Source organism: Acetobacter fabarum (assembly GCF_022483405.1).
GTDB lineage: Bacteria > Pseudomonadota > Alphaproteobacteria > Acetobacterales > Acetobacteraceae > Acetobacter > Acetobacter fabarum.
Genome location: NZ_JAKVNI010000001.1, coordinates 744,876 through 770,434, shown reverse-complemented (window position 1 = coordinate 770,434; position 25,559 = coordinate 744,876). Strand labels below are relative to the sequence as shown.

Annotated in this window: 23 protein-coding genes and 1 tRNA gene; 8 read left to right on the top strand and 16 right to left on the bottom strand. The window is 58.4% G+C overall.

The genetic code is table 11. From position 1 onward, the window contains the following. Positions 1-14: 14 nt before the first annotated feature. From sdhA to LKE65_RS03815, 4 genes are all read right to left on the bottom strand, one after another. A complete protein-coding gene (gene sdhA, locus LKE65_RS03830; protein WP_086646911.1) occupies positions 15-1,826 on the bottom strand; it encodes a succinate dehydrogenase flavoprotein subunit in 1,812 nt (603 codons plus the stop codon). Positions 1,827-1,942: 116 nt separating this feature from the next. Continuing rightward, a complete protein-coding gene (sdhD, locus tag LKE65_RS03825) occupies positions 1,943-2,356 on the bottom strand; it encodes a succinate dehydrogenase, hydrophobic membrane anchor protein (protein ID WP_086646912.1) in 414 nt (137 codons plus the stop codon). A gap of 1 nt (position 2,357) precedes the next feature. Next, the gene (sdhC, locus tag LKE65_RS03820) at positions 2,358-2,831 is read right to left on the bottom strand and encodes a succinate dehydrogenase, cytochrome b556 subunit (RefSeq protein WP_086646913.1); all 474 of its coding nucleotides are present in this window, start codon (positions 2,829-2,831) and stop codon (positions 2,358-2,360) included. Between the two features lie 137 nt (positions 2,832-2,968). Continuing rightward, positions 2,969-3,991, bottom strand: coding sequence for an aspartate-semialdehyde dehydrogenase (locus LKE65_RS03815; RefSeq protein ID WP_086646914.1), 1,023 nt, complete (start codon positions 3,989-3,991; stop codon positions 2,969-2,971). 409 nt (positions 3,992-4,400) lie between these two features. Here LKE65_RS03815 and LKE65_RS03810 point away from each other — a divergent pair, with 409 nt between their 5' ends. From LKE65_RS03810 to LKE65_RS03790, 5 genes are all read left to right on the top strand, one after another. Further along, positions 4,401-5,549: an NAD(P) transhydrogenase subunit alpha gene (locus tag LKE65_RS03810; protein ID WP_278740507.1), complete on the top strand. Its 1,149-nt coding sequence runs from the start codon at positions 4,401-4,403 to the stop codon at positions 5,547-5,549. After that, positions 5,549-5,875, top strand: coding sequence for an NAD(P) transhydrogenase subunit alpha (locus LKE65_RS03805; RefSeq protein ID WP_166115435.1), 327 nt, complete (start codon positions 5,549-5,551; stop codon positions 5,873-5,875). Before LKE65_RS03810 ends, LKE65_RS03805 begins: the two co-directional genes overlap by 1 nt. 1 nt (position 5,876) lies before the next feature. After that, a complete protein-coding gene (locus LKE65_RS03800) occupies positions 5,877-7,292 on the top strand; it encodes an NAD(P)(+) transhydrogenase (Re/Si-specific) subunit beta (RefSeq protein ID WP_278740503.1) in 1,416 nt (471 codons plus the stop codon). Positions 7,293-7,357: 65 nt separating this feature from the next. Further along, a complete protein-coding gene (adhP, locus tag LKE65_RS03795; RefSeq protein WP_086646916.1) occupies positions 7,358-8,386 on the top strand; it encodes an alcohol dehydrogenase AdhP in 1,029 nt (342 codons plus the stop codon). Between the two features lie 37 nt (positions 8,387-8,423). Further along, the gene (locus tag LKE65_RS03790; RefSeq protein ID WP_086646917.1) at positions 8,424-9,815 is read left to right on the top strand and encodes an NAD-dependent succinate-semialdehyde dehydrogenase; all 1,392 of its coding nucleotides are present in this window, start codon (positions 8,424-8,426) and stop codon (positions 9,813-9,815) included. Positions 9,816-10,034: 219 nt separating this feature from the next. Here the strand turns inward: LKE65_RS03790 and LKE65_RS03785 are convergent, their stop codons facing one another. From LKE65_RS03785 to xseA, 4 genes are all read right to left on the bottom strand, one after another. Then, positions 10,035-11,210, bottom strand: coding sequence for a phosphoserine transaminase (locus LKE65_RS03785; RefSeq protein ID WP_086646918.1), 1,176 nt, complete (start codon positions 11,208-11,210; stop codon positions 10,035-10,037). 31 nt (positions 11,211-11,241) lie between these two features. Then, a tRNA-Leu gene (locus LKE65_RS03780) sits at positions 11,242-11,328 on the bottom strand. An 85-nt stretch (positions 11,329-11,413) separates the two neighbouring features. Further along, a complete protein-coding gene (locus LKE65_RS03775) occupies positions 11,414-11,755 on the bottom strand; it encodes a hypothetical protein (RefSeq protein ID WP_278740502.1) in 342 nt (113 codons plus the stop codon). Between the two features lie 96 nt (positions 11,756-11,851). Then, positions 11,852-13,300, bottom strand: coding sequence for an exodeoxyribonuclease VII large subunit (gene xseA / locus LKE65_RS03770; RefSeq protein WP_278740501.1), 1,449 nt, complete (start codon positions 13,298-13,300; stop codon positions 11,852-11,854). 43 nt (positions 13,301-13,343) lie between these two features. Here xseA and purD point away from each other — a divergent pair, with 43 nt between their 5' ends. Continuing rightward, positions 13,344-14,633, top strand: a complete 1,290-nt coding sequence (gene purD, locus LKE65_RS03765) for a phosphoribosylamine--glycine ligase (RefSeq protein ID WP_278740500.1) — start codon at positions 13,344-13,346, stop codon at positions 14,631-14,633. Positions 14,634-14,714: 81 nt separating this feature from the next. Here the strand turns inward: purD and LKE65_RS03760 are convergent, their stop codons facing one another. The 8 genes from LKE65_RS03760 to uvrA form a co-directional block, all read right to left on the bottom strand. After that, positions 14,715-15,158 (bottom strand): GNAT family N-acetyltransferase, encoded by a 444-nt coding sequence (locus tag LKE65_RS03760; protein ID WP_278740499.1) that lies wholly within the window; start codon positions 15,156-15,158, stop codon positions 14,715-14,717. A gap of 14 nt (positions 15,159-15,172) precedes the next feature. Next, on the bottom strand, positions 15,173-15,865 hold the full coding sequence (gene tsaB, locus LKE65_RS03755; protein WP_278740498.1) for a tRNA (adenosine(37)-N6)-threonylcarbamoyltransferase complex dimerization subunit type 1 TsaB: 693 nt from the start codon (positions 15,863-15,865) through the stop codon (positions 15,173-15,175). Then, entirely contained in the window at positions 15,865-16,449 is a 585-nt protein-coding gene (locus tag LKE65_RS03750; RefSeq protein ID WP_086646922.1) for a malonic semialdehyde reductase, read from the bottom strand. Before LKE65_RS03750 ends, tsaB begins: the two co-directional genes overlap by 1 nt. A 102-nt stretch (positions 16,450-16,551) precedes the next feature. Continuing rightward, entirely contained in the window at positions 16,552-17,112 is a 561-nt protein-coding gene (locus tag LKE65_RS03745) for a NifU family protein (protein ID WP_086646923.1), read from the bottom strand. A gap of 207 nt (positions 17,113-17,319) precedes the next feature. After that, a complete protein-coding gene (locus tag LKE65_RS03740; protein ID WP_278740496.1) occupies positions 17,320-18,531 on the bottom strand; it encodes a DUF2075 domain-containing protein in 1,212 nt (403 codons plus the stop codon). Positions 18,532-18,611: 80 nt separating this feature from the next. After that, positions 18,612-19,814 carry a YVTN family beta-propeller repeat protein gene (locus tag LKE65_RS03735; RefSeq protein ID WP_086646924.1) on the bottom strand — a complete coding sequence of 401 codons (1,203 nt, stop codon included), beginning with the start codon at positions 19,812-19,814 and terminating at the stop codon, positions 18,612-18,614. Between the two features lie 135 nt (positions 19,815-19,949). Continuing rightward, complete coding sequence (locus LKE65_RS03730; protein ID WP_278740494.1) at positions 19,950-20,768, bottom strand: creatininase family protein; 819 nt, start codon at positions 20,766-20,768, stop codon at positions 19,950-19,952. After that, positions 20,768-23,632, bottom strand: coding sequence for an excinuclease ABC subunit UvrA (uvrA, locus tag LKE65_RS03725; RefSeq protein WP_253529147.1), 2,865 nt, complete (start codon positions 23,630-23,632; stop codon positions 20,768-20,770). The genes LKE65_RS03730 and uvrA overlap by 1 nt, the downstream gene beginning before the upstream one ends. Positions 23,633-23,870: 238 nt before the next feature. On the opposite strand from uvrA, the gene LKE65_RS03720 reads away from it, so the two are divergent. Beyond that, a complete protein-coding gene (locus tag LKE65_RS03720; RefSeq protein ID WP_086646927.1) occupies positions 23,871-24,827 on the top strand; it encodes a tetratricopeptide repeat protein in 957 nt (318 codons plus the stop codon). A 74-nt stretch (positions 24,828-24,901) separates the two neighbouring features. Beyond that, positions 24,902-25,543, top strand: a complete 642-nt coding sequence (locus LKE65_RS03715) for an LON peptidase substrate-binding domain-containing protein (RefSeq protein WP_086646953.1) — start codon at positions 24,902-24,904, stop codon at positions 25,541-25,543. Positions 25,544-25,559 lie beyond the last annotated feature (16 nt).

Sequence of the window (25,559 nt, the reverse complement as noted above, 5' to 3'; positions counted from 1 at the left end):
CTTTGCCCTGCGGATCAGTAAACGCGCTTTTTGGGTGGGAAAACCTCGACATCGTCGGTCAGGGTTTTCATATGTACCGGACGGTAGGTCAGCTTGACGCCGCCCTTGTCATCCAGCCACGAAACGGAATGTTTGAGCCATTCCTTGTCATCACGATCGGGGAAGTCATCGCGGGCATGCGCGCCACGGCTTTCGTGCCGGGCCAGACCACTTTCCAGCGTGGCTGTTGCATTGGCCAGCAGGTTTTCAAACTCCAGCGCTTCCATCAGGTCACTGTTCCAGATCAATGAGCTGTCGGAAACGGAGATGTCACCCAGACCACTCCAGATGTCACGGATCTTGTCCACGCCTTCCTGCAGGCTTTCCTGCGTACGGAACACGGCGGCATGGGCCTGCATATCCCGCTGGAGGCGGTCACGCATGGCGGAAACCTTGGTCCCACCCTTGGCGTAACGCAGCTTGTCCAGACGATCGAGAGCAAACTCGCCAGCCCCGGCGGGGAGCGGGCGCACAAAGTCGCTCGGCTTGACGACCTCTGCCGCACGGCGGGCCGCCGCACGACCAAACACGATCAGGTCGAGCAGGGAGTTGGTGCCAAGGCGATTTGCACCATGCACGGACACACACGCAGCCTCGCCCACAGCCATCAGGCCCGGCACCACCGCATCGGGGTTGTCCGCTGTGGGGCGCACCACTTCGCCGTGAATATTGGTGGGAATACCACCCATATTGTAATGCACGGTCGGCAGAACCGGCACGGGTTCCTTGGTTACGTCCACACCGGCAAAAATACGCGATGTTTCCAGAATACCCGGCAGGCGCTCATGCAGCAGGTCGGAGCCCAGATGCTCCAGATGCATCATGATGTGGTCTTTTTTGGGACCACAGCCACGCCCTTCCTTGATCTCGATCGTCATGGCGCGGGACACCACATCGCGCGAGGCCAGATCCTTGGCGGTAGGAGCATAACGCTCCATAAAGCGCTCACCCTCGGAGTTGGTCAGGTAGCCACCTTCACCACGGCACCCTTCGGTCAGCAGGCAGCCTGCGGGGTAGATACCCGTGGGGTGGAACTGCACAAACTCCATATCCTGCGTAGGCAGGCCCGCACGCATGACCATGCCGTTACCATCACCCGTACAGGTATGGGCGGATGTGCAGGACTGGTAGGCACGGCCATAACCGCCCGTAGCCAGCACCACCATTTTGGCATTGAAGCGATGGATCGTGCCATCGTCCTGGCACCAGGCCATAACGCCACGGCAGGCGCCTTCATCATCCATAATCAGGTCGATGGCGAAGTATTCGACAAAGAACTCAACATTATGTTTGAGGCACTGCTGGTACAGCGTGTGCAGAATGGCATGGCCCGTGCGGTCGGCGGCAGCGCATGCGCGAGGCACCGGTGCCTTGCCAAAGTCGCTCATATGGCCGCCAAAGGGGCGCTGGTAGATCTTGCCTTCTTCCGTGCGGGAGAAGGGAACACCAAAATGTTCCAGTTCCTGCACAGCGGGCACGGCCTCACGCACCATGAACTCAATGGCGTCCTGGTCGCCCAGCCAGTCAGACCCCTTTACGGTGTCATACATATGCCAGCGCCAGTTATCCTCGGCCATGTTGCCAAGGGAGGCACCAATACCACCCTGTGCGGCCACCGTGTGGCTGCGGGTGGGGAAAACCTTGGTAATGCACGCAGTACTCAGGCCCGCGGCCCCCATACCCAGCGTTGCACGCAGGCCCGAACCACCTGCACCCACGACCACAACATCGTATGCGTGATCAACAATCCGGTAAGCTCCCCGAGAAGGAGAGGAATTGGCATTCATCGTGACGGCGCTCCCATATGCGTTCGGCCTGTCAGTCGTTCAGGTTCATGCCGCCGCGTATCCGACCTGTTCCGTCGGCGGCACAAGGCTCTTTATCTATGTGGCAGGTGCCCGGCTTACTTGCCGGAACCGCTCCGCACCACCAGCTTGATCACGGCAAATACGCCAAGCAGCCCCATAAGGGACGTGCCAATCTTGACCAGCAGGCGGGTAGGCAGGTGCGCCTTGCCGTGCACGTAGTCATCCACAATAACCTGCAGGCCAACCTGCGCATGGTAGAAGGTGGTAATGATCAGTGCTGCCAACATGGTGGCGTTAACGGGCTTGCCGCCCCACTTAACCACCTCGGCGTGGTCTGCCCCGCCAAGGCGGAACATCTGCACAACAAACCATGTGGAAAGCGGCAGCAGGCTGGCGGCGGAAACACGCTCGGCCCACCAGTGGCTTACACCCGAATGCCCCGCACCCAGACCGCGCGCGCGGCCAAGCTGGGAGCGCATGACTTCAATATGTGGAACAGAAGCGTTCATGTCAGGATACCTTCCCGGCTTTGGCGCGTTTGCTTCTGCGGCAACCCGCCACAGCAAGCAGGGCGACGGCCAGCACGGTGCTTACACCGGCTGTAACACCCACCGCCACTGGGCCATCCTTGTTCAGCTCTTCCTTGTCGTAGCGGTATCCTGCATCCCAGATGAGATGCCGGATGCCACCGACCGTGTGGTAAACGACCGAAGCCAGCCACCCTACCAGCACAAGCTGGCCTAGCGGGTTGCCCGTTACCTTACGCGCCGTAGCATAGGCTTTTGGCCCCTTGGCCGCAGCGCCAAGCCAAAAAACGCCAAGCGCGGCACCGGCCGTGGCGACCACTCCCGTGATTCGATTTGAAATGGAAAGAACCATGGAAAGCCGGTAACGGTACACCTGCAAGTGCGGCGACATGGGCCGCTGGATCAGTGTGCCGTCACTTCGGCTCCCTACATAGAGGGCCTTACGGATATCCTGCATTGTCAGCCTCGTACCCCGTGTCTATCCCTGAGCGCTGGTTGCATCCAGCGTTTTGCATCGTTTTTGTCCTACGCCCCGTGCCTCGGCCCGGTCAATTCAACGGATCAACACGAGACCGAGAGGGGCAGGATTCTCACTCAGGCGTGTCTGGGCAGCAGATCAAGTGCGATCATGGTTTCCGCGATCTGAACCGCGTTCAAAGCCGCACCTTTCCGCAGATTATCGGACACACACCAGAACGCCAGACCATGCGGCACGGTCGGGTCGACACGAAGGCGTGACACATAGGTTGCATCTTCCCCCACGCACTCGAGCGGGGTCACGTACCCGCCATCTTCGCGCTGGTCGAGCAGGACAACCCCTTCGGACTCCCGCAGGGCCGCACGGGCGCGCTCAAGGTCCACAGGCTCGGCAAACTCGGCAATAACGGCTTCGGAATGACCGACAAACACCGGAACACGCACGCAGGTTGCCAGCACTTCCACGTCCGGATCGAGAATTTTTTTGGTCTCGACTCGCATCTTCCATTCTTCCTTGGTCGCACCGTCATCCATAAAACGGTCGATCTGGGGAATGCAGTTGAACGCGATCTGCTTCTGGAACTGCTCGATCTTGGGCGGGTCGTTCACAAAGCTGCCACGGGTCTGGGAGAACAGCTCGTCCATGCCATCCTTCCCCGCGCCGGATACGGCCTGATACGTGGAGACCACCACCCGCTTGAGGGTAAACAGGTCATGCAGGGGCTTGAGAGCCACCACCATCTGAATGGTCGAGCAGTTGGGGTTGGCAATAATGTTGCGCTTCATGTCCTTGAGCGCCAGCGGGTTAACCTCGGGCACCACCAGCGGCACATCCGGCTCCATGCGGAAGTGGGATGTGTTGTCGATCACAACGCAGCCAGCCTTGGCGGCAATGGGCGCATATTTGGCGGACACAGACCCACCGGGGGAGAACAGCCCGACATCCCAGCCCTTGAAATCAAAGGTTTCAAGGTTCTGGACTTTCAGAACGCGATCCCCGAACGAGACTTCACGCCCAGCAGAACGCGGGGAGGCCAGTGCGACAATCTCATCCACCGGGAATTCCCGTTCGGCCAGTGTCTTGAGGATTTCCCGCCCCACCGCACCTGTCGCGCCTACAACAGCAACCCGATAACCCATAATCCACCTTTGATTCAGAGCACGTTAGAAACCAGAAAAACGCACCCCCGCACGGGGGCCGTTCAATCGCGCGAACCCTAGACCATTCCGGCAGCAAATGGAATTGCTCGCCCCAAAGCTTTCCCACCCACCACTCCGGCAAATGGCGGGCAGGGCGGAATACGGCCCGCGCGGATGACAAGCCGCTCAGGACATTACGAGAAATGACACCTGAGACTTATTTATAAAGTGCAATAATGAAAAAAATATTTTTATATCCTGCGGGAAAGGTTTCTTTGACGCATATCAATGCAACCTTTTTCAGATATGGTTGTCATATCAAACAGAAGAAGTTGTGGAGGACGACCGTTTTTCTACCCTGCCATCCCGGTCCCTCCTCACCCCATACAGAATGCATTGGGAAAAGAACGTGACCGTTAAAATTGCCATCCTGAAGGAAACGCAGCCCGACGAACGCCGGGTTGCCATGATTCCCGCGGTAGCACAGCGCATAGCCAAGCTTGGGGCAAATCTTGTTCTGGAGCAGGGAGCGGGCAGTGCTGCAACCTACACGGACGATGCCTACACAAAGGCGGAAGTAACGCAGGAGCCCGATACCGGGAAACTTGTTGCCGATGCGGATATTGTGCTCTCCGTCCAGCCTCCATCGGTCGAGACCGTCAAACAGATGAAGCCCGGCGCCCTGCTGGTTTCCTTCATTTACGCCCAGACGCAGCCTGATCTGGTCAAGGCGCTGCGCGATGGCAAGATCACCACGTTTGCCATGGAGCTTATTCCACGCATCAGCCGTGCACAGGCCATGGACGCCCTGTCCAGTCAGGCAGCTCTTGCAGGGTACTATGCGCCTTTGCTGGGCAGTGTACACATGCAGAAAATCCTGCCCATGATGACCACCGCCGTTGGCTCGCTGCGTGCGGCCCGCGTACTGGTCATGGGGCTGGGGGTTGCGGGCCTGCAGGCTCTGGCTACGGCACGCCGCCTTGGCGCCGTGTGCGAAGGCTACGACGTACGCCCCGAAACCAAGGAAGAAGCGGAATCCGTTGGCGCCAAGTTCGTGGATACAGGCATTGATGCACGCGGCGCAGGCGGTTACGCCCGTGAACTGACAGCAGATGAAAAAGCCAAGGTCCGGGCGACCCTTTCGCAGCATATCGCACAGGCCGACCTGATCATTACCACAGCAGCCGTCCCCGGCCGCAAGGCCCCCCGCCTGATTGATGCCGAACAGCTTGCCGGCATGAAGGAAGGCTCCGTTGTGGTGGACATGGGCGCGCCCAACGGCGGCAACTGTGAAGGCACCAAAGCGGGCGAAACCATCAAGGTTGGTCCCGTGGTCATGGTTGGTCCGACCAACCTGCCCTCCAGCCTGGCGGCACAGGCGAGCGAGCTCTACGCCAAGAACATTTACAACCTGCTCGAGCAGGTTCTGCATGATGGTGTGCTCAAGCCCGATTTTACAGACGAAGTCATAACCGGCACCACCCTGACCCATGATGGCAAGATTACCAATGCCGCCATCCAGACGGTCATCGAAGGCACACCAGCGGAGAAAGCATGATGGATTCCGTAACATCCATGACCTTCATTATCGCCCTCTACATCTTCATGCTGGCCGCGTTTACCGGCTACGTGGTGATTAGCCGGGTGCCCTCCATCCTGCATACGCCCCTTATGTCCGGCTCCAACTTCATTCACGGTATTGTGGTGGTTGGCGCGCTGGACGTACTGTTCAACGCCACCACGCTGACCGGGCAGGTTATCGGGTTTGTTGGCGTTTTTCTGGGAGCCGGGAACGTTATGGGCGGCTACGTCGTGACCGACCGCATGCTGGCCATGTTCCGCCCGAGCCAGAAGCCGACAACAGAGAAAAAAGGCCAGCAGTAACATGTTCATCGAATACATTGTTGGCCTGAGCGGACTGATTGCCGCAGGTCTGTTCATTTACGGGCTGAAGGCCATGTCCTCCCCCGTAACCGCCGTATCGGGCATTGTAACCGCAGGCTACGGCATGGTGTTTGTGGTTGGGGCCACGTTCCTTAACCTGTTCAATGTCAGCCCCGATGCACGCCCGCATCTGCTGGTCAATGTCGCACTGGCCGTTGTGGCCCTGCTGCTGGGCTGCCTGTGGGCGGGCTGGCGCGGCCGCACGGTGCAGATGACCGCCATGCCGGAGATGGTCGCCATCTTTAACGGCATGGGGGGTGGCTCTGCGGCATCCCTTGCTGCGGTCAGCCTTCTGTCCGACCATGCCACGTCCGGCCTGCACCTGAGCGTTACCATCGTGGGTGCGCTTATTGGCTGTATCTCCTTTACCGGTTCGATCATTGCATGGGCCAAGCTTGACGGGCGTATGAGGAAACCCGTGCGCTTTGGCGGACAGCGGATTTTCAACGCCGCCCTGTTCCTGATCTCGCTCGCCCTCGGTGCGCTGACAGTCATGCAGTATGGCACGCCAGAAGGTGTTCTGCCCGGTATTCTGTTCTTTGGTGCGGCCCTGCTGTTTGGTGTCTGCATGACCCTGCCCATTGGTGGGGCAGACATGCCGGTTGTGATCTCGCTCTACAACGCCTTTACCGGTCTGGCCGTGGGCCTTGAAGGCTACGTGATGGGCAACCCCGCCCTGATGATTGCCGGCATGGTTGTTGGCTCGGCTGGCACGCTGCTGACCGCCCTTATGGCAAAAGCCATGAACCGCTCGCTCACCAACGTGCTGTTCAGCAACTTTGGGGATACGGCAAGCTCTGCCAAAGGCCCCGAAGGGGAAATGAAATCCGCCGACCCGTCGGATGCAGCCACCTCCATGCGCTATGCATCCAGCGTGATTATTGTGCCCGGCTATGGTCTGGCCGTGGCACAGGCACAGCAGAAGCTGTACGAGTTTGTTAAAATGCTTGTGGCTGATGGTGTGGATGTCAAATTTGCCATTCACCCCGTGGCAGGCCGCATGCCGGGGCACATGAACGTGCTGCTGGCCGAAGCTGGCGTTCCATACGACATGATTTACGATATGGACGATATTAACGACAGCTTTGCCACCACCGACGTTGCCCTGATTATTGGTGCGAACGACGTGGTCAACCCCGAAGCCCTGACCGACAAATCCTCCCCCATTTATGGCATGCCTATCCTGAACGCTTACAAATCGCGTCAGGTCTTTGTCATCAAACGTGGGTCCGGCACGGGGTATTCCGGGGTGCAGAACCCGCTCTTCTTCCAGAAGAACTGCACCATGGTCTTTGGGGATGCACAGGCCGTGCTCTCCAAAATGGTCGAAGCCGTCAAGGCGCTCGGCACCGCCTAACGGCAAACGGGAGGGAACCAGACGGTCCCTCCCGTTTTTTTTGTTTGCAACAAAAGGCGTAGATTATGTCAGGCAAGATGAAAGCCGCTGTTGTCCATGAATTTGGCAAGCCGCTCACGCTTGAGGAACTGGACATTCCCTCCATCAACTCCAACCAGATCCTGGTCAAGATGATCGCCTGCGGCGTCTGCCATACGGACCTGCACGCAGCCAGCGGGGACTGGCCCAAAAAGCCGACCCTGCCCTTTATTCCCGGGCATGAGGGCGTGGGCACGGTTGTGGAAGTTGGCAGCAATGTTGACTGGATTAAAAAGGGGGACATCGTTGGTGTGCCCTTCCTGTATTCCGCCTGTGGTCATTGTGAGCACTGTTATGCAGGCTGGGAAACCCTTTGCCAGAAACAGGAAGAAACCGGCTACTCCGTTAATGGCTGCTTTGCGGAATACGTTGTGGCGGACCCGGGCTATGTGGCTCATATTCCCCCCGGCGTGGACCCCATTAAAATTGCGCCGGTCCTGTGCGCAGGGCTGACCGTTTACAAGGGTCTGAAAATGACCGACACGCGCGCAGGTGACTGGGTTGCGGTGTCCGGTGCCGGCGGGCTGGGGCAAATGGCCATCCAGTACGGTGTGGCCATGGGCCTGAACATGATCGCGGTTGATATTGACGACGCCAAACTTGAAACCGCACGGAAACTTGGCGCCGCACACACCGTTAACGCCAAGACAACCGACCCGGCAGCCTTTATCCAGAAGGAAGTCGGGGGCGCTCATGGGGGATTGATCACGGCTGTTTCCACCAAGGCGTTCTCTCAGGCCATGGGGTATGTGCGCGCTGGTGGCACACTGGTCCTGAACGGGCTGCCGCCGGGGGACTTCCCCATTTCCATTTTTGATATGGTCATGAACGCCATTACCGTCCGCGGTTCCATTGTGGGTACCCGGCTGGACATGATCGAAGCTCTCTCCTTCTTTGCTGAAGGAAAAGTGACCTCGGTTACCAAGACTGATCGGCTTGAAAACATCAATCAGATATTTGATGATCTCGAGCATGGTCGTGTTGAAGGGCGTGTTGTTCTGGATTTCAGAAACTAACCCCCTTCAATATTGACGAACCAGAAGGATTTTTTCCATGGCTTACGCAACGACAAACCCTTTTACCGAAGAACAGGTCAAGGTTTTTCCCAGCCCGACCGATGCTCAGGTCGATGCCGCACTGGACAAGGGCCATGCGGCCTTCAAAAAATGGAAAAACACAACTTTTGCTGAACGTGCACGCGTTTTGCAAAAAGCGGCTGATCTTCTGCGCGCCAATGTGGACGAATACTCCAAGCTGCTGACGCTGGAAATGGGCAAGCTCTACGCCGAAGCAAAGGCAGAAACCGAGCTTTCCGCTGCAATTTTTGAATATTATGCCGTTAATGCCGAGCGCCTTCTGGCACCCGAAGTGCTCCCCCTTGCCTCCGTCAAGGAAGGTCGCGCCAAGATCGTGTTCGAAGCGCAGGGCATTCTGCTGGCTATCGAACCTTGGAACTTCCCCTACTATCAGGTCGCCCGCATTATTGCGCCGCAGCTTTCTGCTGGTAACGTGGTTATTCTCAAGCACGCATCCAACGTGCCGCAGTGTGCCGCCGCCATGGAAAAACTGATGCACGATGCCGGTCTGCTTGAAGGTGGGTTCCAGAACCTCTACCCAACGCGTGACCAGCTTGCCAAGATTATTGCCGATATCCGCGTACGTGGTGTGGCCCTGACCGGCTCCGAAGGTGCTGGTGCCAAGGTTGCTTCCGAAGCGGGGCTTGCACTTAAAAAATGCACCATGGAACTCGGCGGGTCCGATGCCCTGATCGTGCTGAACGATGCTGATATTGAAAAAGCCGCCAAGTGGGCCGTTTATGGCCGCCACTGGAACGGTGGGCAGGTTTGCGTTAACGCCAAGCGCATGATTGTGGAAGACGGCGTTTACGACAAATTTGTTGAGCTGTACCGCAAAGGTATTTCCGAACTGCGTATGGGCGACCCGATGGACCCCGCCACCACGCTGCCGCCCCTGTCCTCTCGCGGGGCGGTAGATGGGCTGAAGCAGCAGGTTGCCGATGCCGTGGCACAGGGTGCCAAAGCGGAAGAAATCCCGCTGGAAATGCCCAACAAAGGCTGCTTCTTCCGCCCGGTTATCCTGAGCCATCTGGAAGAAGGCAACCCGGCCCGCCACACGGAATTCTTTGGCCCGGTGACCATGCTGTTCCGTGCGAAAGATGCTGACCACGCCATTGAAATTGCCAATGACTCCCCCTACGGGCTTGGTGGTTCCATCTTTACCAAAAACGAAGAGCGTGGTGCAGAACTGGCCCGCCGGATTGATACCGGCATGGTCTACATCAACCACCCGACCATGGTTAAGGCCGATCTGCCGTTTGGTGGCGTCAAGCGCTCGGGCTTTGGCCGCGAATTGCTGGGTCTGGGCCTGAAAGAGTTCGTCAATGCCAAGCTGATTGATATTGTGGACATTGACGCACCGTTCTGATGCTTTCTGAACAGCGTTAACCAGAAAGGGCGGAAGGATCACTCCTTCCGCCTTTTTTGTATCCAGATGTCAGACTAAAGGTTTTCAAATACCCCGAGCAGATCATGCTTTTTTCGCGTGGGCCGTATTTTCCGCACAAACCCCGCATAAAAAAAGACCGTGTGCCAGGCACACGGTCTTTTCATAATACTGGTCAGGGTTACCCCTCTCCAGACAGAATTATGCAGGCACAACCAGTGCAAACGCCCAGTCCAGCCAGGGCAGCAAGGCCGCAATATCGGCTGTTTCCACCGTAGCACCGCCCCATATGCGCAGGCCCACGGGCGCGTCACGGTAGCTGGCAAGGTCAAAGCCAATGCCTTCCTTATCCAGCACAGCCAGCATTGTTTTGACTGTTGCCATCTGCCGGTCCCGCTCCAGAGCCAGAAACCATGGTGCGACAATCCGCAGGCAAATGGCGGTAGAGGAACGCTCCTCCTCCTTTTCTGCCAGAAAGGAGACCCAGTCCGTGGTTTTAACCCAAGCGGCAACAGCCGCCAGATTGGCCTGAGACCGGGCCTTGAGCCCTTCCAGCCCTCCGACGGATTCCGCCCATTGCAGGCTGTCCAGCGCGTCTTCCACACACAGCATGGAAGGGGTGTTGATGGTATCGCCCTTAAAAATACCTTCGATCAGCGCATCCTTGGCGGTCATGCGGAAAATCTTGGGGAGCGGGCGGGGGGCCTTAAAGGTTTGCAGCCGTTCCACAGCACGCGGCGAAAGCGCGATCATGCCATGTGCGGCCTCGCCCCCAAGAGCTTTCTGCCAGGACCATGTTACCACATCCAGCCGGTCCCATGGCAGGTCCATGGCAAAGGCGGCGGAGGTGGCATCGCAGATCACCAGCCCTTCATGCTCGGCGGGAATGGCATTAGCCGATGGCAGGCGCACGCCCGAGGTGGTGCCATTCCATGCCAGCACCACATCATGCGCCCAGTTGACTTCGTTCAGGTCTGGCAACTGGCCGTAATCGGCCTTGAGCACGCGGGTATTGTCCAGCTTGAGCTGGGTTACAATATCCTGCGCCCACAGGGCGGAAAAACTCTCAAACGCCAGCACGTCCACCGGGCGTTCGCCCAGCAGGGACCACAGGGCCATTTCCACCGCACCCGTGTCGGACGCAGGCACAATGCCTACGCGCCAGCCTTCGGGCACACCCAGAATTTTGCGGGAGCGTACAATAACCTCGTTCAGCCGCGCACGCCCTTCTGGCGAACGGTGGGAGCGGCCAACCAGCGCCTTATCCAGCGCGGCAAGGCTCCACCCCGGGCGCTTGGCGCACGGTCCGGATGAAAAACAGGGATTGAGCGGGCGAATGGCCGGACGGGACGAAGCGGAAGGGGAAAGGGCGTTCATAACCTTGGCCGAGAAGAGGGAGGGACAAGTCTGGTGCGAGAGAGGGGACTCGAACCCCTAAGCCCGTAAGGGCGGTCGATTTTGAGTCGACTACGTCTACCAGTTCCGTCACTCTCGCGAACTGCTTTTTCCCCTACCAGCAAATTGCCGCCCGGAAAAGGGTTTGTTGGCGGCATTTGTCGCACAAAGCGCTTCACCCCAGCCTAACGGCAGACCCGCTGGGTGCCGTCTGCAGCAATGTAGGTGCCGGTCTGTGTACTGTAGCACGCATTGCGCACGCAACTGCCCCCTACGGCAAGCGGCTGGGGGTAGTTTTGCACCGCCATGGCTATGGCCTCCCGCGCGGCAGCCCCGCACAGCGGCGTATTGGTGGGGGCGGAGGGGTCATTCACCAACTGGCTTTCGTTTGCGGGGGGCGGTGTTGGTGCGCTCAGCCCCGGTGCAAAGCTCTGCGGGGGAATACGGGTGGGCTGGCTGGCGCACCCGGCCAGCAGCCCAAGCACAAGGACAGACCCCAAAGCCGGAATACGAACAGGAATGAACATGCGCTCTTCAGTCTTTCAGCACGCGGTGGCTTGTTGCCCACACAGTTGCAGGGAGGCCAGCATAACCCGGTTACCCGCCTGAACCCAACATCAGGCTTACAGGTCCAGCAGGCCCTGCGCAGGTTGGCCACCAATAATGGCACGGCAGGAGCCATCGCCAAAAGTCAGGTCAACCTGCTGCCCGCTCCTTAGCCCTGCGGCTTTTGTCACGGGGTGGCCATCTGCTGTGACCAGCGCATAACCGCGTGCCAGCACTGCTTGGGGGGATACGGCCTCCAGTTGCCCGGCAGCCCCTGCCAGCGCAATCCGCCGCTCACGCAAAAGCGCCATCAGGGGGGCGGGGGACACGCGGCAGCGGCCCAGCCGCACTTCCTGCCGTTGCAGGGTGTGCTGCATGCCCCCCACAAACGCGCCACCCAGTACGGCAAGCCGTGTTCTGCGGCTGGACAGAAGTGTTTCCACCGCAGGCATGTGCCGCTCCACCGCCACAAGGTCCGCCTTACGGCGGCGGACAAGGGCTGGTAGGGCCACGTCCAGCCTGCGGGCACGGTCATCTAACTGCATGCGCGCGGTCTGTACCAGGCCGGGCAGGTCCGGTAGCGCGGCGGCTGCCCTGTCCAGCCGCAGGCGGGCGGTTTGCATCTGCCGGGCCAGTGCGCCTGTGGCACGGGCGGCGCGGTGTTCAATTTCGGCCAGCAGTTCGCTCCGCACAGGTACGGCCATTTCTGCCGCCGCGGTGGGGGTGGGCGCTCTGCGGTCGGATGCAAAGTCGATCAGGGTTGTATCGGTCTCATGCCCTACGGCCGAGATCAGGGGGATGGAACAGGCTGCGGCTGCCCTCACCACGCCTTCATCGTTAAAGGCCATCAGGTCTTCAAGCGAGCCGCCACCGCGTGCGACAATCAGCACATCGGGCCGAGGCACGGCCCCTGTGCCATCCAGCGCGGAAAAACCGTTAATGGCAGCCACAATCTGGGCGGCAGCCCCCTCACCCTGCACGGGCACGGGCCACACCACCACAGGCCGGGGGAAGCGCCGCCGGAGCGTTGTGCAAATATCATGCAGCACAGCACCCTGCGGGGATGTAACAAGCCCGATCACGCGCGGCAGAAGGGGAATGGGCCGTTTGCGGGCGGGGTCAAACAGCCCCTCCTCCCCCAGCCTTATCCGCAGGCGCTCAATACGGGCGAGCAATGCGCCCTCGCCCGCATATTCCATGCGTTCCACAATAAGCTGGTAGCTTGAGCGCTCGCCGTAGGCGGAGACCTTGCCGGTTGCAATAATTTCCAGCCCGTTTTCAGGCACCAGCCCAAGGCGGCTGACACTGCCACGCCAGACCACGCCGGAAATCTTGCCCTGCTCATCCTTGAGCGAAAAATAGATGTGCCCGGAGGGGTAGCGTTTGAATTCCGTAATTTCGCCGCGCACGCGCACGCGGCTGAACGACCCCTCCAGCGTACGCCGGATTGCGCCGGAAATTTCCGAAACCGTATATTCAGGGACATTGCCGCCAGATGGGGAGGCGGCTCCAAACTCTTCGTGCATCCGCACAACCTATGCTACAGACGCTCGCCCTGAAAGAGCAGACATGAACAGCAGGAGAAAAGAATTGCGCGTACTTCTGGTAGGCTCAGGCGGCCGCGAACATGCCATGGCCGAAACACTGGCCAAATCCCCAGCACTTTCCGCGCTGTTCATTGCCCCCGGCAACCCCGGCACGGCCCGTTGCGGAACCAACGTGCCCATTGGCGCGCATGATGTGGCAGCCCTTGTAACCTTTGCCCGCGAGCAGAAGATTGATCTGGTGGTGCCCGGCCCCGAAGCGCCACTGGTCGCAGGGCTGGCCGATGCCTGCGCACTGGCGGGTCTGCCCTGTGCCGGCCCCACGCAGGCCGCCGCCCAGCTTGAAGGCAGCAAGAGCTTTACCAAGGAAGTCTGCGATGCGGCGGGTATTCCCACCGCGGCATGGGAACGCTTTACGGATGCACCCTCCGCCATTGCCTATGTGCGCCGCAAAGGAGCGCCCATCGTGGTCAAGGCCGACGGGCTGGCTGCGGGCAAGGGTGTTGTTGTTGCCACAACCGTAGCCGAAGCCGAAGCCGCCATTACGGACATGATGACAGGTGGCGCACTGGGCGATGCCGGGCGCAGCGTGGTGATCGAAGATTGCCTTGTAGGGGAGGAGGTCTCTCTCTTTGCCTTCTGTGCGGGGGAAACCGCCTGCCTGATTGGTGCGGCACAGGACCACAAACGCATTGGAGATGGGGATACAGGCCCCAATACCGGGGGCATGGGTGCCGTATCCCCCCCAAAAGGCTTTGGCCGGGCAGAGCAGGAAGCCGCACTGGACCTGCTGGTGCGCCCCATGCTGCGCGAAATGGTGCGCCGGGGCACGCCATTCCGGGGCGTCATTTTTGCCGGGCTGATGCTGACCGAAAACGGGCCATCGCTGATTGAATACAATGTGCGCTTTGGCGACCCCGAGGCCGAAGCCCTGCTCCCACGCCTGACATCGGACCTGCTGCCTGCCTTGCAGGCACTGGCCGAGGACCGGCTGGACGTGGCCCCCATTACATTTTCCAACCAAGCATCGGTCTGCGTGATCATGGCGGCACGGGGTTACCCCGGCAGCCCGGAAAAAGGGGCCGTGATCCGTGGGGTGGACGCCGCCAATGCTCTGGAAGGGGTGCGGGTTTTTCAGGCAGGCACCACACAGAACATGGCCGGAGAACTGGTGGTTTCAGGCGGGCGTGTGCTGGCTGTCTGCGCTCTGGCGGACACGGTGCAAGAAGCCCAGAAGCGCGCTTATGCCGGTGTTAAGGCCATTACGTGGGATGGTGCGGTATGGCGGACGGATATTGGCAACCGCGCCCTGTAAGCAACCGGGTAAAAACGGGGTCAATCTGGCCCCGTAAACCAGCATACCCCATGCCGCACGGCACCCCCGGCGGCATGGGCCTTACCCGCCACACTCCAGAACATGCCCAAGCACAAGGGCATCGGACCCATCGGGGTAATAGGCCCGGCGCAGGCCTTTTTGTTCAAACCCTGCCTGTGCATACAGCTTTTGTGCCGCAGGGTTCCCGACCGAAACTTCCAGAAAAACCATTTCGGCCTTTTGCGCTCTGGCGTGGACAAGGCTCCATGCCACCAACTGCGCGGCCAGCCCCTGCCGCCTGTATGTAGGCAGCACACACAGGGTCAGAATTTCTGCCTCCCCCGCCACGCAACGCAGCATAACAAACCCTGCGGGCTGCTCCCCCACCAGCACCAACCCGGCGCAAACACCGGCTGAGCCGAGCAGGCTGAGCATGGCGGCTGTGTCCCACTGCTCCTGCGGGGTAAAACACTGCGTATGCAGGCAGGCCAGCACAGCCGCGTGCCCCACCCCCACAGACTGCATTTGCGGCAGACCCATTAGACCGGAGCAGCCCGCAACCCATTGGCTGGCAGTTTGGCCTCCGGCGGGTCCACGTAAACGGGCAGTGCGCCACGCGGTGGCAAGTCCCCACGCATCCGGCGCAGGGCCGTAGCCGCAACCTGCTCTACATCAGGGTGGGTAATCGGGCATAGGATCACGGAGGGGAAAGCCAGATCAGCCCGGGATTCACCTGCAACCAGCCACCGCCCTTGCGGGGCGGACCAGTCTGCTATGGTTACGGCCCGCGCACCCTGCCTGTCTTCCACAAAAACGCGGCCACGCCGGGCGGCGGTCACCACCAGCCAGCCAGCCATGGGGTCTGGCTGAGCGGCAAGGGCGGCGTCCAGTTCCGGGGCCAGAGCCTCTGCCCGCGTGACCCCCACAACCGGGCACCCCACACCTACGGCATACCCTGCCGCCGCCGCACAGGACGCCCGCAGGCCGGTAAAAGACCCCGGCCCCACCACAACAGCAACCAGATCCGGCACACTCCCCTGTGCGCGTGACCAGCCAGCCTGCTGCAAAACCTGTGCTGCCAGCAGGCTAAGCCCTTCCGCCGCCTGCTTGCCAGCCTCCTGCCTGAAGGCAAGCACCTGCAACACGCCATCTGTATTGGTAACACAGGCCGCCGTGCCACAGGCATGGTCGCCTGCGGGGCTCCCGTCGAGCACCAGAATACGCTGCACCACTACTCTACAATCCGGCAGGCCTGATCGAACTCAAGCCGGGGGGCCCGCTCGGGCTGGCCCGCGAAGTCCCCATACCCCAGACAGAGCAGGAAGTTGGCGCGCCAGCCCCATTCGGCCAGAAAAGCGTCTTCCACCACGGACTGGTCAAACCCTGAAACAGGCAGAACATCCAGCCCAAGGGCACGGGCCGCCATGATCATATACCCGCCCTGCAAGGTGCCATTACGAAAAGCGGTTTCCTCAGACAGGCCGACATCGGCGGCAAACCAGGAGCGCAGTTCTTCCCCCGGGCTCAGCTTGGGGAGCTGTTCAAAAAACAGCGGGTCATGGGCAAGCACAGCAATAACCGGTGCCCCCATAACCCGGTTGACGTTCCCTGCGGACAGGGCGGGGCGCAGTTTTTCGCGCCCATTGGAGCCTGTAATAAAAACAATGCGGGCAGGGCAGCAATTGCCCGAGGTCGGCCCCATGCGCACCAGATCATAGATCTGGCGCAACAAAGCCTCCTCCACAGGGCGGGTCGTCCAGCGCAGGGGGGTTCGCGCCTTTGTAAACAGCAGTTCTAACCCACTTGCGTCCAACATGTTCTGTCCTGCCTCCTGCTGCGCCAGCTTGCTCCGGCGCGTGACTTCCCTCTTTTAAGGCAAGCATCCCGCGCCGAAAAGAGCCACCGTTGCAGGGGCTGCTCAGTCTACCTGTTCGACCGAGACAACCTCTGGCACGTAATGCTTGAGCATGTTTTCCACCCCATGCTTGAGCGTTGCGCGGGAGGAGGGGCAGCCGGAGCACGCACCCTGCATGGTCAGGCGCACAACCCCGTTGCGATACCCGCGAAAAACAATATCCCCACCATCGCCCGCAACGGCAGGGCGTACGCGCGTATCCAGCAGTTCCTTGATCTGGACAACAATCTCCGCATCTTCTGGGGCAATGTCGTCTTCAAGAACAGCAACGCCTTCGGCAACAACCGGCAGGCCCGCCACAAAATGATCCATCAGGGTGGACAGCACCAGCGGACGCAGTTCCTCCCAGTCCGCACTATCGGACTTGGTGACGGAGACAAAGTCATTCCCCAAAAACACGCGGGCAACACCGGGCAGGGCAAACAGCGCATCGGCCAGAACCGAGCGGCCAACCACGGCGTCGGCATCAATAAAGTCTATGGTGCCCGCATCCCCTACCACGGCCTGACCGGGCAGGAACTTGAGCGTTGCGGGGTTGGGGGTGCCTTCGGTTTCGATAAACATGGCGGAAATGTCCGATCTGTAGGGTAAACCTGTATGATTACCTTTCAGTTGGCACCAGAATGAGGACAGAACAAGTTCTGTATGAAAATTTTAGTGCCACCAGCCCCCGGAACAGGGCCAGAAAGGGCTGTTTTGGGCCGTTCCCGCCCGACATCCACACAAGGCAGCCATGCCGTGCACGACATTCAGCCCTTGCCCTTTGCGCCCTTACCCGGCCCGGAGCTGAACAAGACGTGCCCTTAACGCGGGGTCGTGCGCATAAATATAAAGCCCCCTGACCGCGCGCGTCATCAACACATTGATCGCATTGAGCATGATCCGCTCCATGGTCTGCCCGGGCTGGGCAATACCATTGCGCCCGGCAAAAGCTGCGCCATCCTCATACCGGGTCGGGTCAAGTATCAGGGTATCAGCCGCGCTATCGTACCTTACGGATGGGCCAAGCAGCAGGCCAACGTAATTCAGGTCGAACCCCTGAACGGTGTAAACGGAGCCGACCTCATCTATTGTATCGGCACGTTCGGCCCATGGCAGGCGGGCTTCGGGTTTGGCAATATCCCATTTAAGCCGAAAACGCCCTTCGGTTACAAAATGCTCCTGACCATCCAGCCGGTAGGGGTAGTCATACGTTGCCACCATGCGGGAGAGGCCGAACTCGGTGTTTTTCTGGCGCACCAGATCGTACATATCCTGCGCATCCTCAAAAACCCTGAGGTCAAAAGACGGATCATGGGGAACCGGCAGAATGGTCTTTTTGCAAAATGCGTCTATCCATGCGCATGTCTGTGCACCAGCGTGCATACGGAACTGGTTTTTAAGCCGACAGGTCTGCACCTGCTTTTGGGCCAGAACTGTTTCCAGCATATTCCTTGTCCAATGGCTTTTGAACTTGAGAACCTGCTTGTCATCAAAAACCAGCACCACAACCCTTGCACATTTCAGAATCTCTTCAAGATGATTATCCTGTGCAAACCTGTTGTACTTATCGGATTTTGTTAAAAGAAGGTGCGCCTCGTCCACCAGAACCACATCCGCCATCTGCCCGGTTTTGTGCATGGTGTTGATGAAAGTTGTCGGGCGCTCATAGTCTTTCTTTTTCACATAAAGCGAATGTTCCGAGATATTCCTGTAAAGTTTCATCATCTCTGGATGATTGACCAAAAGATAATTTTTTGTCCCCGTTAACGGGTTTGCAGCTGATTTTTGTCGGGACAGTTTTTGTATTTCGTTAAAAATTTTATTGATAACAATACTTTTTCCTGTCCCTGCATCGCCTTCAATAACAAAAACAGCATTCCCCTGCCCAACGTGGTCCTGACAGAACCTGACAACCTGCTGGCATAGCTGCTCCTGCTCTACGGAAAGAGAATGATCGGGAGAGAGTTTTTGCAAAGCCTGATTGTTCTGCCTATCCACCACGTTTACCCCCCATAAAACAAAAAAGCCTTTCCTCCATTATGAGGAAAGGCTTTTGATCCGTCCAGAAAACCCGATGGTTTTTAGCGCAGGATACCCGTGTGACCAATGGAGTAGCGGCCCGGCTGCGGCCATACGGTAAGGCCATGTGGCTCCTGCCCAACCGGAATACTGATCATGGTACCATCATCGGTGTTAATCCGGTAAACGACATCATCAAAGCGGCCAGACAGCCACAGGGCTTTGCCATCCGCGCTGACATTGCCCATATCCGGGCTGCCACCACCGGGAATAAGCCATGTTGCCACAACCTTGTTTGTAGCAAAATCAATAACCGAAACCCCGCCCCCCTTGCTGTGGGGGTGGCCATGAATCAGGTGGGAACCACGGTTGGCAACATACATTTTTGTGCCATCACGGCTGGGGTACAGCCCATGCGCACCCAGCCCCGTGCGGATAAAGCCTGTCTCGCGGAACGTATCCCCATCCACCAGAAACACGCCATCGGCCATCATGTCGGCAACATAAAAGGTTTTGCCATCGGGGGAGACCAGAACATCCTGCGGCATGCCACCACTGGACAGTTTGAGGTAACCCAGAACCTTTTTCTCAACCATATCCACCTTGACCAGATGGCCACCAAATTCACAGGTGAAAATGGCGTAGCGCCCATCTATGGAAAAATCGGCGTGGTTGACGCCCTTGCACTCGGGCACATCAATGGACTGCTGCAACTGCATGCTATGCGGGTCGCGGAAATCCAGACGTTTGCGGGCTTCGGCCACCACAATGGCGGATTTGCCATCGGGCGTAAAATACATGTTGTAGGGATCATCCACCGCAATGGACGGGCCGGGGCGGGCCGTGCGCGGGTCAATGGGGGTCAGGCTACCATGCACGGTGCCTTCCGCATTATTGGTCACCCACAGGGTGCGCAGGTCCCATGACGGCACAACATGCTGGGGGCTTTTACCCACAGGAAAATGGTCCACCACCTTGTTGGTGGTCGGGTCGATGACAGACACATCATTCGAGCGCAGGTTGGGCACGTAAACCCGCTCGGGGTCCTGCGCCACTTCCGGCGCAATGTGGCCTACCCCGGTCTCGCTATACAGGTTGGCAGGGTTGGGGACTGGGGGCATGCCAGGAATGGTCTGCACCAGAGGAGCCGCCGTGCTGCTCCCGCTCTCGGACGGAGTGCCAACATCCTGCGCCCAACCGGGCGCACTGCCAGCATTTATGCCAACAATGGCAACCGCCGCAACCAGATACTGTTTAAAACCCATAACCCAGACCCTTCTGTGCCTGTTATCACTTTAACTCCTGATACGGCTCCGCATTTATCATGCGGCGTAAATAACGTCTATTCGGGGGTGGTTAAAATCTTTCATTTATTATTATAGAAAAATTATTTTATATATTTATTTGCTGCGCGCATCATCAATGGCTTTAACGGCCGCGTCCACCTGCATGGACAAGCCGGGCTGCCCCAGTGTGGACGTGGCCCGCCGTGGGTCTCCACCATAAATCCCCTGCGCCGCAGACGGGTTGGGTGCATGCCGCAAGGCCTCCTCCCGGACCATGGATGGATCAACCGCGAGCATGAGCGATGTATCGCTTATATCCGCATGCTGGCCCACATCCAGCCTGTAGCCATTCTGCCGGAGCCATTCGCTATACTGGTGGGGGATCACATTGTAATAATCCCGCACATACAGCACCCGCGCACCCGTGGCCTGCCACCGCACATTCAGCTGTGCGGCCAGTTTTTCCATATCTTTCTGGTAGCCACCGTGATCACCGATCAGAACAACCAGCTTAAACCCCTGCACCCGAAAACTTTCGGCAATGGAAGCCAGCATTCTGTCAAACACATCGGGCGGTAATGTAATGGTACCGGGGAAACGCATATGCGATGTACGCGGAGCCGTACCCCCTTCTGGCACATAAGCCACCACAGGAGCCACCAGTGTTCTGCCGGACTGACGGGCTATTTTTTCAGCCTGAAACTGCACACGGCTGTTATGTTTGCCAACGGCTATGTACGGTCCACTCTGTTCCGTACCCCCCACAGGCACAATAATGGTTGTAAAACCACAGGATATATCCTGTGCAATTTCGGTCCATGTCAGTCTTTCAAACAGAACACTTCTGGCAAGGTTCAGGCACTGGGCCTGCGCTGGCAAGGGTGATACTGCCAACGCCCCTAAAAACAGACCGCATAACCATGCTTTTTTCATTATGACTGCACCAGAAGGGGGGCAAGAAACTGACCCGTATAGCTTTTTTTGCATGCAGCAATGGTTTCGGGCGTGCCTTCGGCAACAATGGTGCCACCACCATCGCCCCCTTCTGGCCCTACATCTATAAGCCAGTCCGCAGTCTTGATAACTTCCAGATTATGCTCGATCACAATAACCGTGTTCCCCTGATCGACCAGTGCATGCAAGACTTCCAGAAGTTTTCTAACGTCTTCTGTATGTAACCCGGTTGTGGGTTCATCCAGAATATAGACGGTTCTGCCCGTAGCCCTGCGCGCCAGTTCCTTGGAAAGTTTGATGCGCTGTGCTTCCCCCCCCGATAGGGTCGTTGCCTGCTGGCCAAGTGCCACATAGCCCAGACCAACCTTTTGCAAAATGGCCAGTCGGTCGCGTATCCGGTTCTGGGCAGAAAAGAGCGGGTAGGCTTCATCCACACTCATGGCCAGCACATCCGCTATGGTTTTACCCCTGAAGCGGATATCCAGTGTTTCGCGGTTATAGCGCGCACCTTTACAGGCATCGCAGGTAACAAACACGTCGGGGAGGAAGTGCATTTCTATTTTAAGCACGCCATCACCCTGGCAGGCCTCGCACCGTCCCCCTTTGACATTAAAGGAAAAACGCCCCGCCTTGTACCCTCGGGCCTTGCTTTCTGGCAGTTCGGCAAACCAGTCCCGGATGGGGGTGAACAGGTCGGTATAGGTTGCGGGGTTGGAGCGGGGGGTGCGGCCAATGGGGGACTGGTCAATATCAATAATTTTGTCCAGCAGTTCCATGCCCTTGATTTTTTTATACGGCTCGGGCGAGGTGGCAGCCCCCATAAGCTGGCGCGAGAGCGCCTTGTAAAGCGTATCAATCACCAGGGTTGATTTACCGCTCCCCGAAACACCGGTTACACATGTAAATGTACCAAGCGGAAAATGCGCGGTGACATCTTTAAGGTTATGCCCAGTTGCCCCTTCCACCGTAAGCATCCGTTTTTTGTTCACGGGCCTGCGCTGTTGTGGCACCTCAATTCTTTTGCGACCAGACAGGTAAGCGCCTGTCAGGCTATCGGGGTTTTTGGCAACCTGCTCCGGCGTACCCTGTGCAACAACCTGACCGCCATTAACCCCGGCTGCGGGCCCCATATCTACCAGCCAGTCAGCACTTCTTATGGCGTCCTCATCATGTTCGACAACAATGAGTGTATTCCCAAGGTTTTTTAACCGCTCGAGAGTACCCAGCAGGCGTGCGTTATCGCGCTGATGCAACCCGATGGACGGCTCATCCAACACATAAAGCACCCCTGTAAGCCCCGATCCAATCTGGCTTGCCAGACGGATACGCTGGCTCTCCCCCCCAGAAAGGGTGGCTGACCCGCGTGAGAGGGTCAGGTAATCCAGCCCCACATCATCAAGGAATTTCAGACGTTCCAGAATCTCACGCAGGATACGCCGGGCAATTTCTGCCCGCTGAGGGGTAAGGGTTGGCAAAACAGTGTCAAACCAGCCCAGCGCATGCCCAATGGAGAGGTCGCAGGCCTGCGCAATGGTTTTGTCTGCCACACGAACAGACAGGGCCTCCGGCCGCAGGCGTGCACCATGGCAGACATGGCAGGCTTTTTCTGACTGATAACGGGAAAGTTCTTCCTTGACCCACGCACTCTCAGTATTGGCCAGTCTTTTTTGCAGGCTTGTCAGAACCCCTTCAAACGGCCGTTCGACAACATAGCTTTTTTTACCATCCTGATAGGTAAAGCTTATATCGTCTTCCACACCGTATAGAATACCGTTCTGGGCCTGTTCGGGCAGGTCGCGCCATGGGGTATCCATGCTGACGCCAAAATGCTGTGCCAGACTTTGTAGCGTCTGCTCCAGAAGGGGAGATTTTGCATCTTTCCACGGTGCAATAGCACCTTTTTTAAGGGAGAGTGCAATATCGGGCACAACCAGAACCGGGTTGAAGTATGTTTCCACCCCCAGACCATCGCAGGCCGGGCAGGCACCCTGCGGCGCATTGAAGGAGAACAGGCGCGGTTCTATCTCTTCCAGAGTAAACCCGCTGACAGGGCAAGAAAAGTGCGATGAAAAAACCAGTTTTTCCGGTTCACGCTCTTCATCCTTGAGCACTTCCTCGGCATAGACAATGCCATCACTCAGGGTCAGTGCGGTTTCCAGACTATCCGCCAGACGGGTTTGCACACCGGGTTTTACCACCACGCGGTCCACAACCACTTCCACCGTGTGGCGGAGTTTGCGGTTCATGCTCGGGGCTTCTGCAATTTCGTACAGCGTGCCATCCACCCGCACACGGGTAAAACCCTTGCGCTGGAGTTCAGCCAGTTCCTTACGGTATTCGCCCTTGCGGTCCCGAATAACGGGGGACAGCAGCATAAGCCGCGTGCCCTCAGGCATGGCCAGTATACGGTCCACCATCTGGGTTACGGTCTGTGCCTCAATAGGCAGGCCGGTGGCGGGGGAATACGGCACACCTGCCCGCGCCCAGAGCAGACGCATATAGTCATATATTTCCGTGACCGTCCCCACGGTAGAGCGCGGATTTTTGGATGTTGTTTTCTGCTCGATGGAAATCGCGGGGGACAGGCCCTCTATGGAATCCACATCAGGTTTGCCCATAAGCTCCAGGAACTGGCGCGCATAGGCGGACAGGCTCTCCACGTACCGGCGCTGGCCCTCCGCGTAAATGGTATCGAACGCCAAAGAAGATTTGCCCGACCCCGAAAGCCCGGTCACGACGGTCAGCCGGTCACGGGGGATATCAATATCAACATTCTTCAGGTTATGGACACGCGCTCCACGCACCCGAATGCTGTGCTGACCTCGAAGACCTGATTTTGTCATGAAGAGCTCTTTTACCGTCGTTCCTGTTTTGTCCTCTATTATGGCGCTTTAATCCGTCCCTATGCAATCCATGAAACACACCAGAGGGAGCCGCCATGCAAAATGCCCTGACCGGCCATTCTGACCATTGCGCTTGCGGGCATGATTGACCATTTACAGACACAAGTGATGTACTGTGGCCAAAAGCATGACAGGTACCATTTTGCCTGCGTGACAGAAATTTGAGGAACAAAACCAGATGGAGCATCTGATCGGTCAGCCAGCCCCGAGCTCGGATAACAGTTTAGGTGGCTCGGGTGCTGCTGCTGTCATTACCGACGGTACGCAGGCCAGCTTTATGCACGACGTTATGGACGCCAGCCGGAACGTGCCCGTTCTGGTGGACTTCTGGGCGGAATGGTGTGGCCCGTGCAAGCAGTTGACCCCCATTTTGGAAAAAGTCGTTACCGCTGCCAAAGGCAAGGTCCGGCTGGTTAAAATTGATATTGAAGCCAACCGCGCCCTTGCAGGCCAGCTTGCACAGGCTGGTTTGCCGCTCCAGTCCATCCCGCTTGTGGCAGCCTTCTGGAAAGGGCAGATTCTGGACGTGTTCCAGGGCGCCCTGCCTGAAAGCGAAGTAAAAAAGTTTGTAGAAAACCTGCTCAAAGCCAGCGGGGGCGGCACTCTGCCCGCAACCGAGCAGCTGCACGAAGCCGATGTGGCCATGGAAACAGGCCAGCATGCCGAAGCCGCAGCCATGTACTCCGCTGTTATTGGCGAAGAGCCTGAAAACGCCAAAGCCTGGGGCGGGCTGATCCGCGCCATGCTGGCCCTTGATGATGAAGAGGCCGCAGCCGCAGCTCTGGCCGATGTGCCTGCAAAAATTACGGATGCACCGGAAGTTGCCGGGGCCCGTGCGGCCCTTGAGCTGAAAAAGGAAGGCCGTCAGGCAGCCGAAGCCATGGAAGGTATTCGGGCACGGCTGGACGCCAACCCTGAAGACTACGAAGCCCGCTGTGAACTGGCCACAGCCCTGAACGCCGCAGGCAAGCGGGAGGATGCCGCAAACGAACTGCTCCACATCATCAGGGCCGACCGGGGCTGGAAGGATGGCGCAGCCCGCCAGCAGCTCCTGCGCTTTTTTGAAGCATGGGGGAACGATGACCCAGCCACGGTTCTGTCCCGCCGCCGCCTGTCCTCCCTCCTGTTCTCCTGATCAGCACCTTGCCCCGCACAACACCCCTGTTTGTAGATGATGATGTTCCCCGCCGTATTCCACGGCTGGGGGACATGACACTGGCGGATATTCCGCCAGAAGTGGGGCTTTTCCCGCTTAGTGGCGTGCTGCTCCTGCCCCGGGGCAAGCTGCCGCTCAATGTGTTTGAACCCCGCTACATTGCACTGGTGGAAGATGCTCTGGCATCACACAGGCTGATCGGCCTTATCCAGCCCCGCTGGCAGGAAGATGAGGACGAAGGGAACGAAGCACCGCCCCTTTATACCACTGGCTGCCTTGGGCGCCTGACATCCATGACCGAACGGGCCGATGGCACCTATGCCATGACCCTGACCGGCCTGCTCCGCTTCCGCCTGCTGCGTGAAACTGGGCTGCGCCGTGGGTACCGGGTTGCGCGTATTGACGTATCCTCCTTTGCGGGGGACCTGAACGAAATTCCGTCCGAACCGTTTGACCGGCCCCAGCTTTTGAGCTCGCTGAAGAGTTATTTTCAAAAAAAAGGGCTGAATGCCCGCTGGTCCCTGATAGAACAGATGGACGACAGCCTGCTTCTGGTGACTTTACCCATGATCTGTCCTTTCCCTCCGGCGGAAAAACAGGCATTGCTGGATGCAGAAAATCTGACAGACCGTGTGCGGGTCCTGCAAACGCTGCTAGACCTGTCCGGTCCGGAACAGGAAGGCCCTCCTTCCTGACAATATATGTGGGAAC

Excerpts from the sequence above, each read along its gene's own strand:
- sdhA (WP_086646911.1), bottom strand. The coding sequence starts at position 1,826 with ATGAATGCCAATTCCTCTCCTTCTCGGGGAGCTTACCGGATTGTTGAT.
- sdhD (WP_086646912.1), bottom strand. The coding sequence starts at position 2,356 with ATGAACGCTTCTGTTCCACATATTGAAGTCATGCGCTCCCAGCTTGGC.
- sdhC (WP_086646913.1), bottom strand. The coding sequence starts at position 2,831 with ATGCAGGATATCCGTAAGGCCCTCTATGTAGGGAGCCGAAGTGACGGC.
- LKE65_RS03815 (WP_086646914.1), bottom strand. The coding sequence starts at position 3,991 with ATGGGTTATCGGGTTGCTGTTGTAGGCGCGACAGGTGCGGTGGGGCGG.
- LKE65_RS03805 (WP_166115435.1), top strand. The coding sequence starts at position 5,549 with ATGGATTCCGTAACATCCATGACCTTCATTATCGCCCTCTACATCTTC.
- LKE65_RS03800 (WP_278740503.1), top strand. The coding sequence starts at position 5,877 with ATGTTCATCGAATACATTGTTGGCCTGAGCGGACTGATTGCCGCAGGT.
- adhP (WP_086646916.1), top strand. The coding sequence starts at position 7,358 with ATGTCAGGCAAGATGAAAGCCGCTGTTGTCCATGAATTTGGCAAGCCG.
- LKE65_RS03790 (WP_086646917.1), top strand. The coding sequence starts at position 8,424 with ATGGCTTACGCAACGACAAACCCTTTTACCGAAGAACAGGTCAAGGTT.
- LKE65_RS03785 (WP_086646918.1), bottom strand. The coding sequence starts at position 11,210 with ATGAACGCCCTTTCCCCTTCCGCTTCGTCCCGTCCGGCCATTCGCCCG.
- LKE65_RS03775 (WP_278740502.1), bottom strand. The coding sequence starts at position 11,755 with ATGTTCATTCCTGTTCGTATTCCGGCTTTGGGGTCTGTCCTTGTGCTT.
- xseA (WP_278740501.1), bottom strand. The coding sequence starts at position 13,300 with ATGCACGAAGAGTTTGGAGCCGCCTCCCCATCTGGCGGCAATGTCCCT.
- purD (WP_278740500.1), top strand. The coding sequence starts at position 13,344 with ATGAACAGCAGGAGAAAAGAATTGCGCGTACTTCTGGTAGGCTCAGGC.
- LKE65_RS03760 (WP_278740499.1), bottom strand. The coding sequence starts at position 15,158 with ATGCAGTCTGTGGGGGTGGGGCACGCGGCTGTGCTGGCCTGCCTGCAT.
- LKE65_RS03750 (WP_086646922.1), bottom strand. The coding sequence starts at position 16,449 with ATGTTGGACGCAAGTGGGTTAGAACTGCTGTTTACAAAGGCGCGAACC.
- LKE65_RS03745 (WP_086646923.1), bottom strand. The coding sequence starts at position 17,112 with ATGTTTATCGAAACCGAAGGCACCCCCAACCCCGCAACGCTCAAGTTC.
- LKE65_RS03735 (WP_086646924.1), bottom strand. The coding sequence starts at position 19,814 with ATGGGTTTTAAACAGTATCTGGTTGCGGCGGTTGCCATTGTTGGCATA.
- LKE65_RS03730 (WP_278740494.1), bottom strand. The coding sequence starts at position 20,768 with ATGAAAAAAGCATGGTTATGCGGTCTGTTTTTAGGGGCGTTGGCAGTA.
- uvrA (WP_253529147.1), bottom strand. The coding sequence starts at position 23,632 with ATGACAAAATCAGGTCTTCGAGGTCAGCACAGCATTCGGGTGCGTGGA.
- LKE65_RS03720 (WP_086646927.1), top strand. The coding sequence starts at position 23,871 with ATGGAGCATCTGATCGGTCAGCCAGCCCCGAGCTCGGATAACAGTTTA.
- LKE65_RS03715 (WP_086646953.1), top strand. The coding sequence starts at position 24,902 with ATGACACTGGCGGATATTCCGCCAGAAGTGGGGCTTTTCCCGCTTAGT.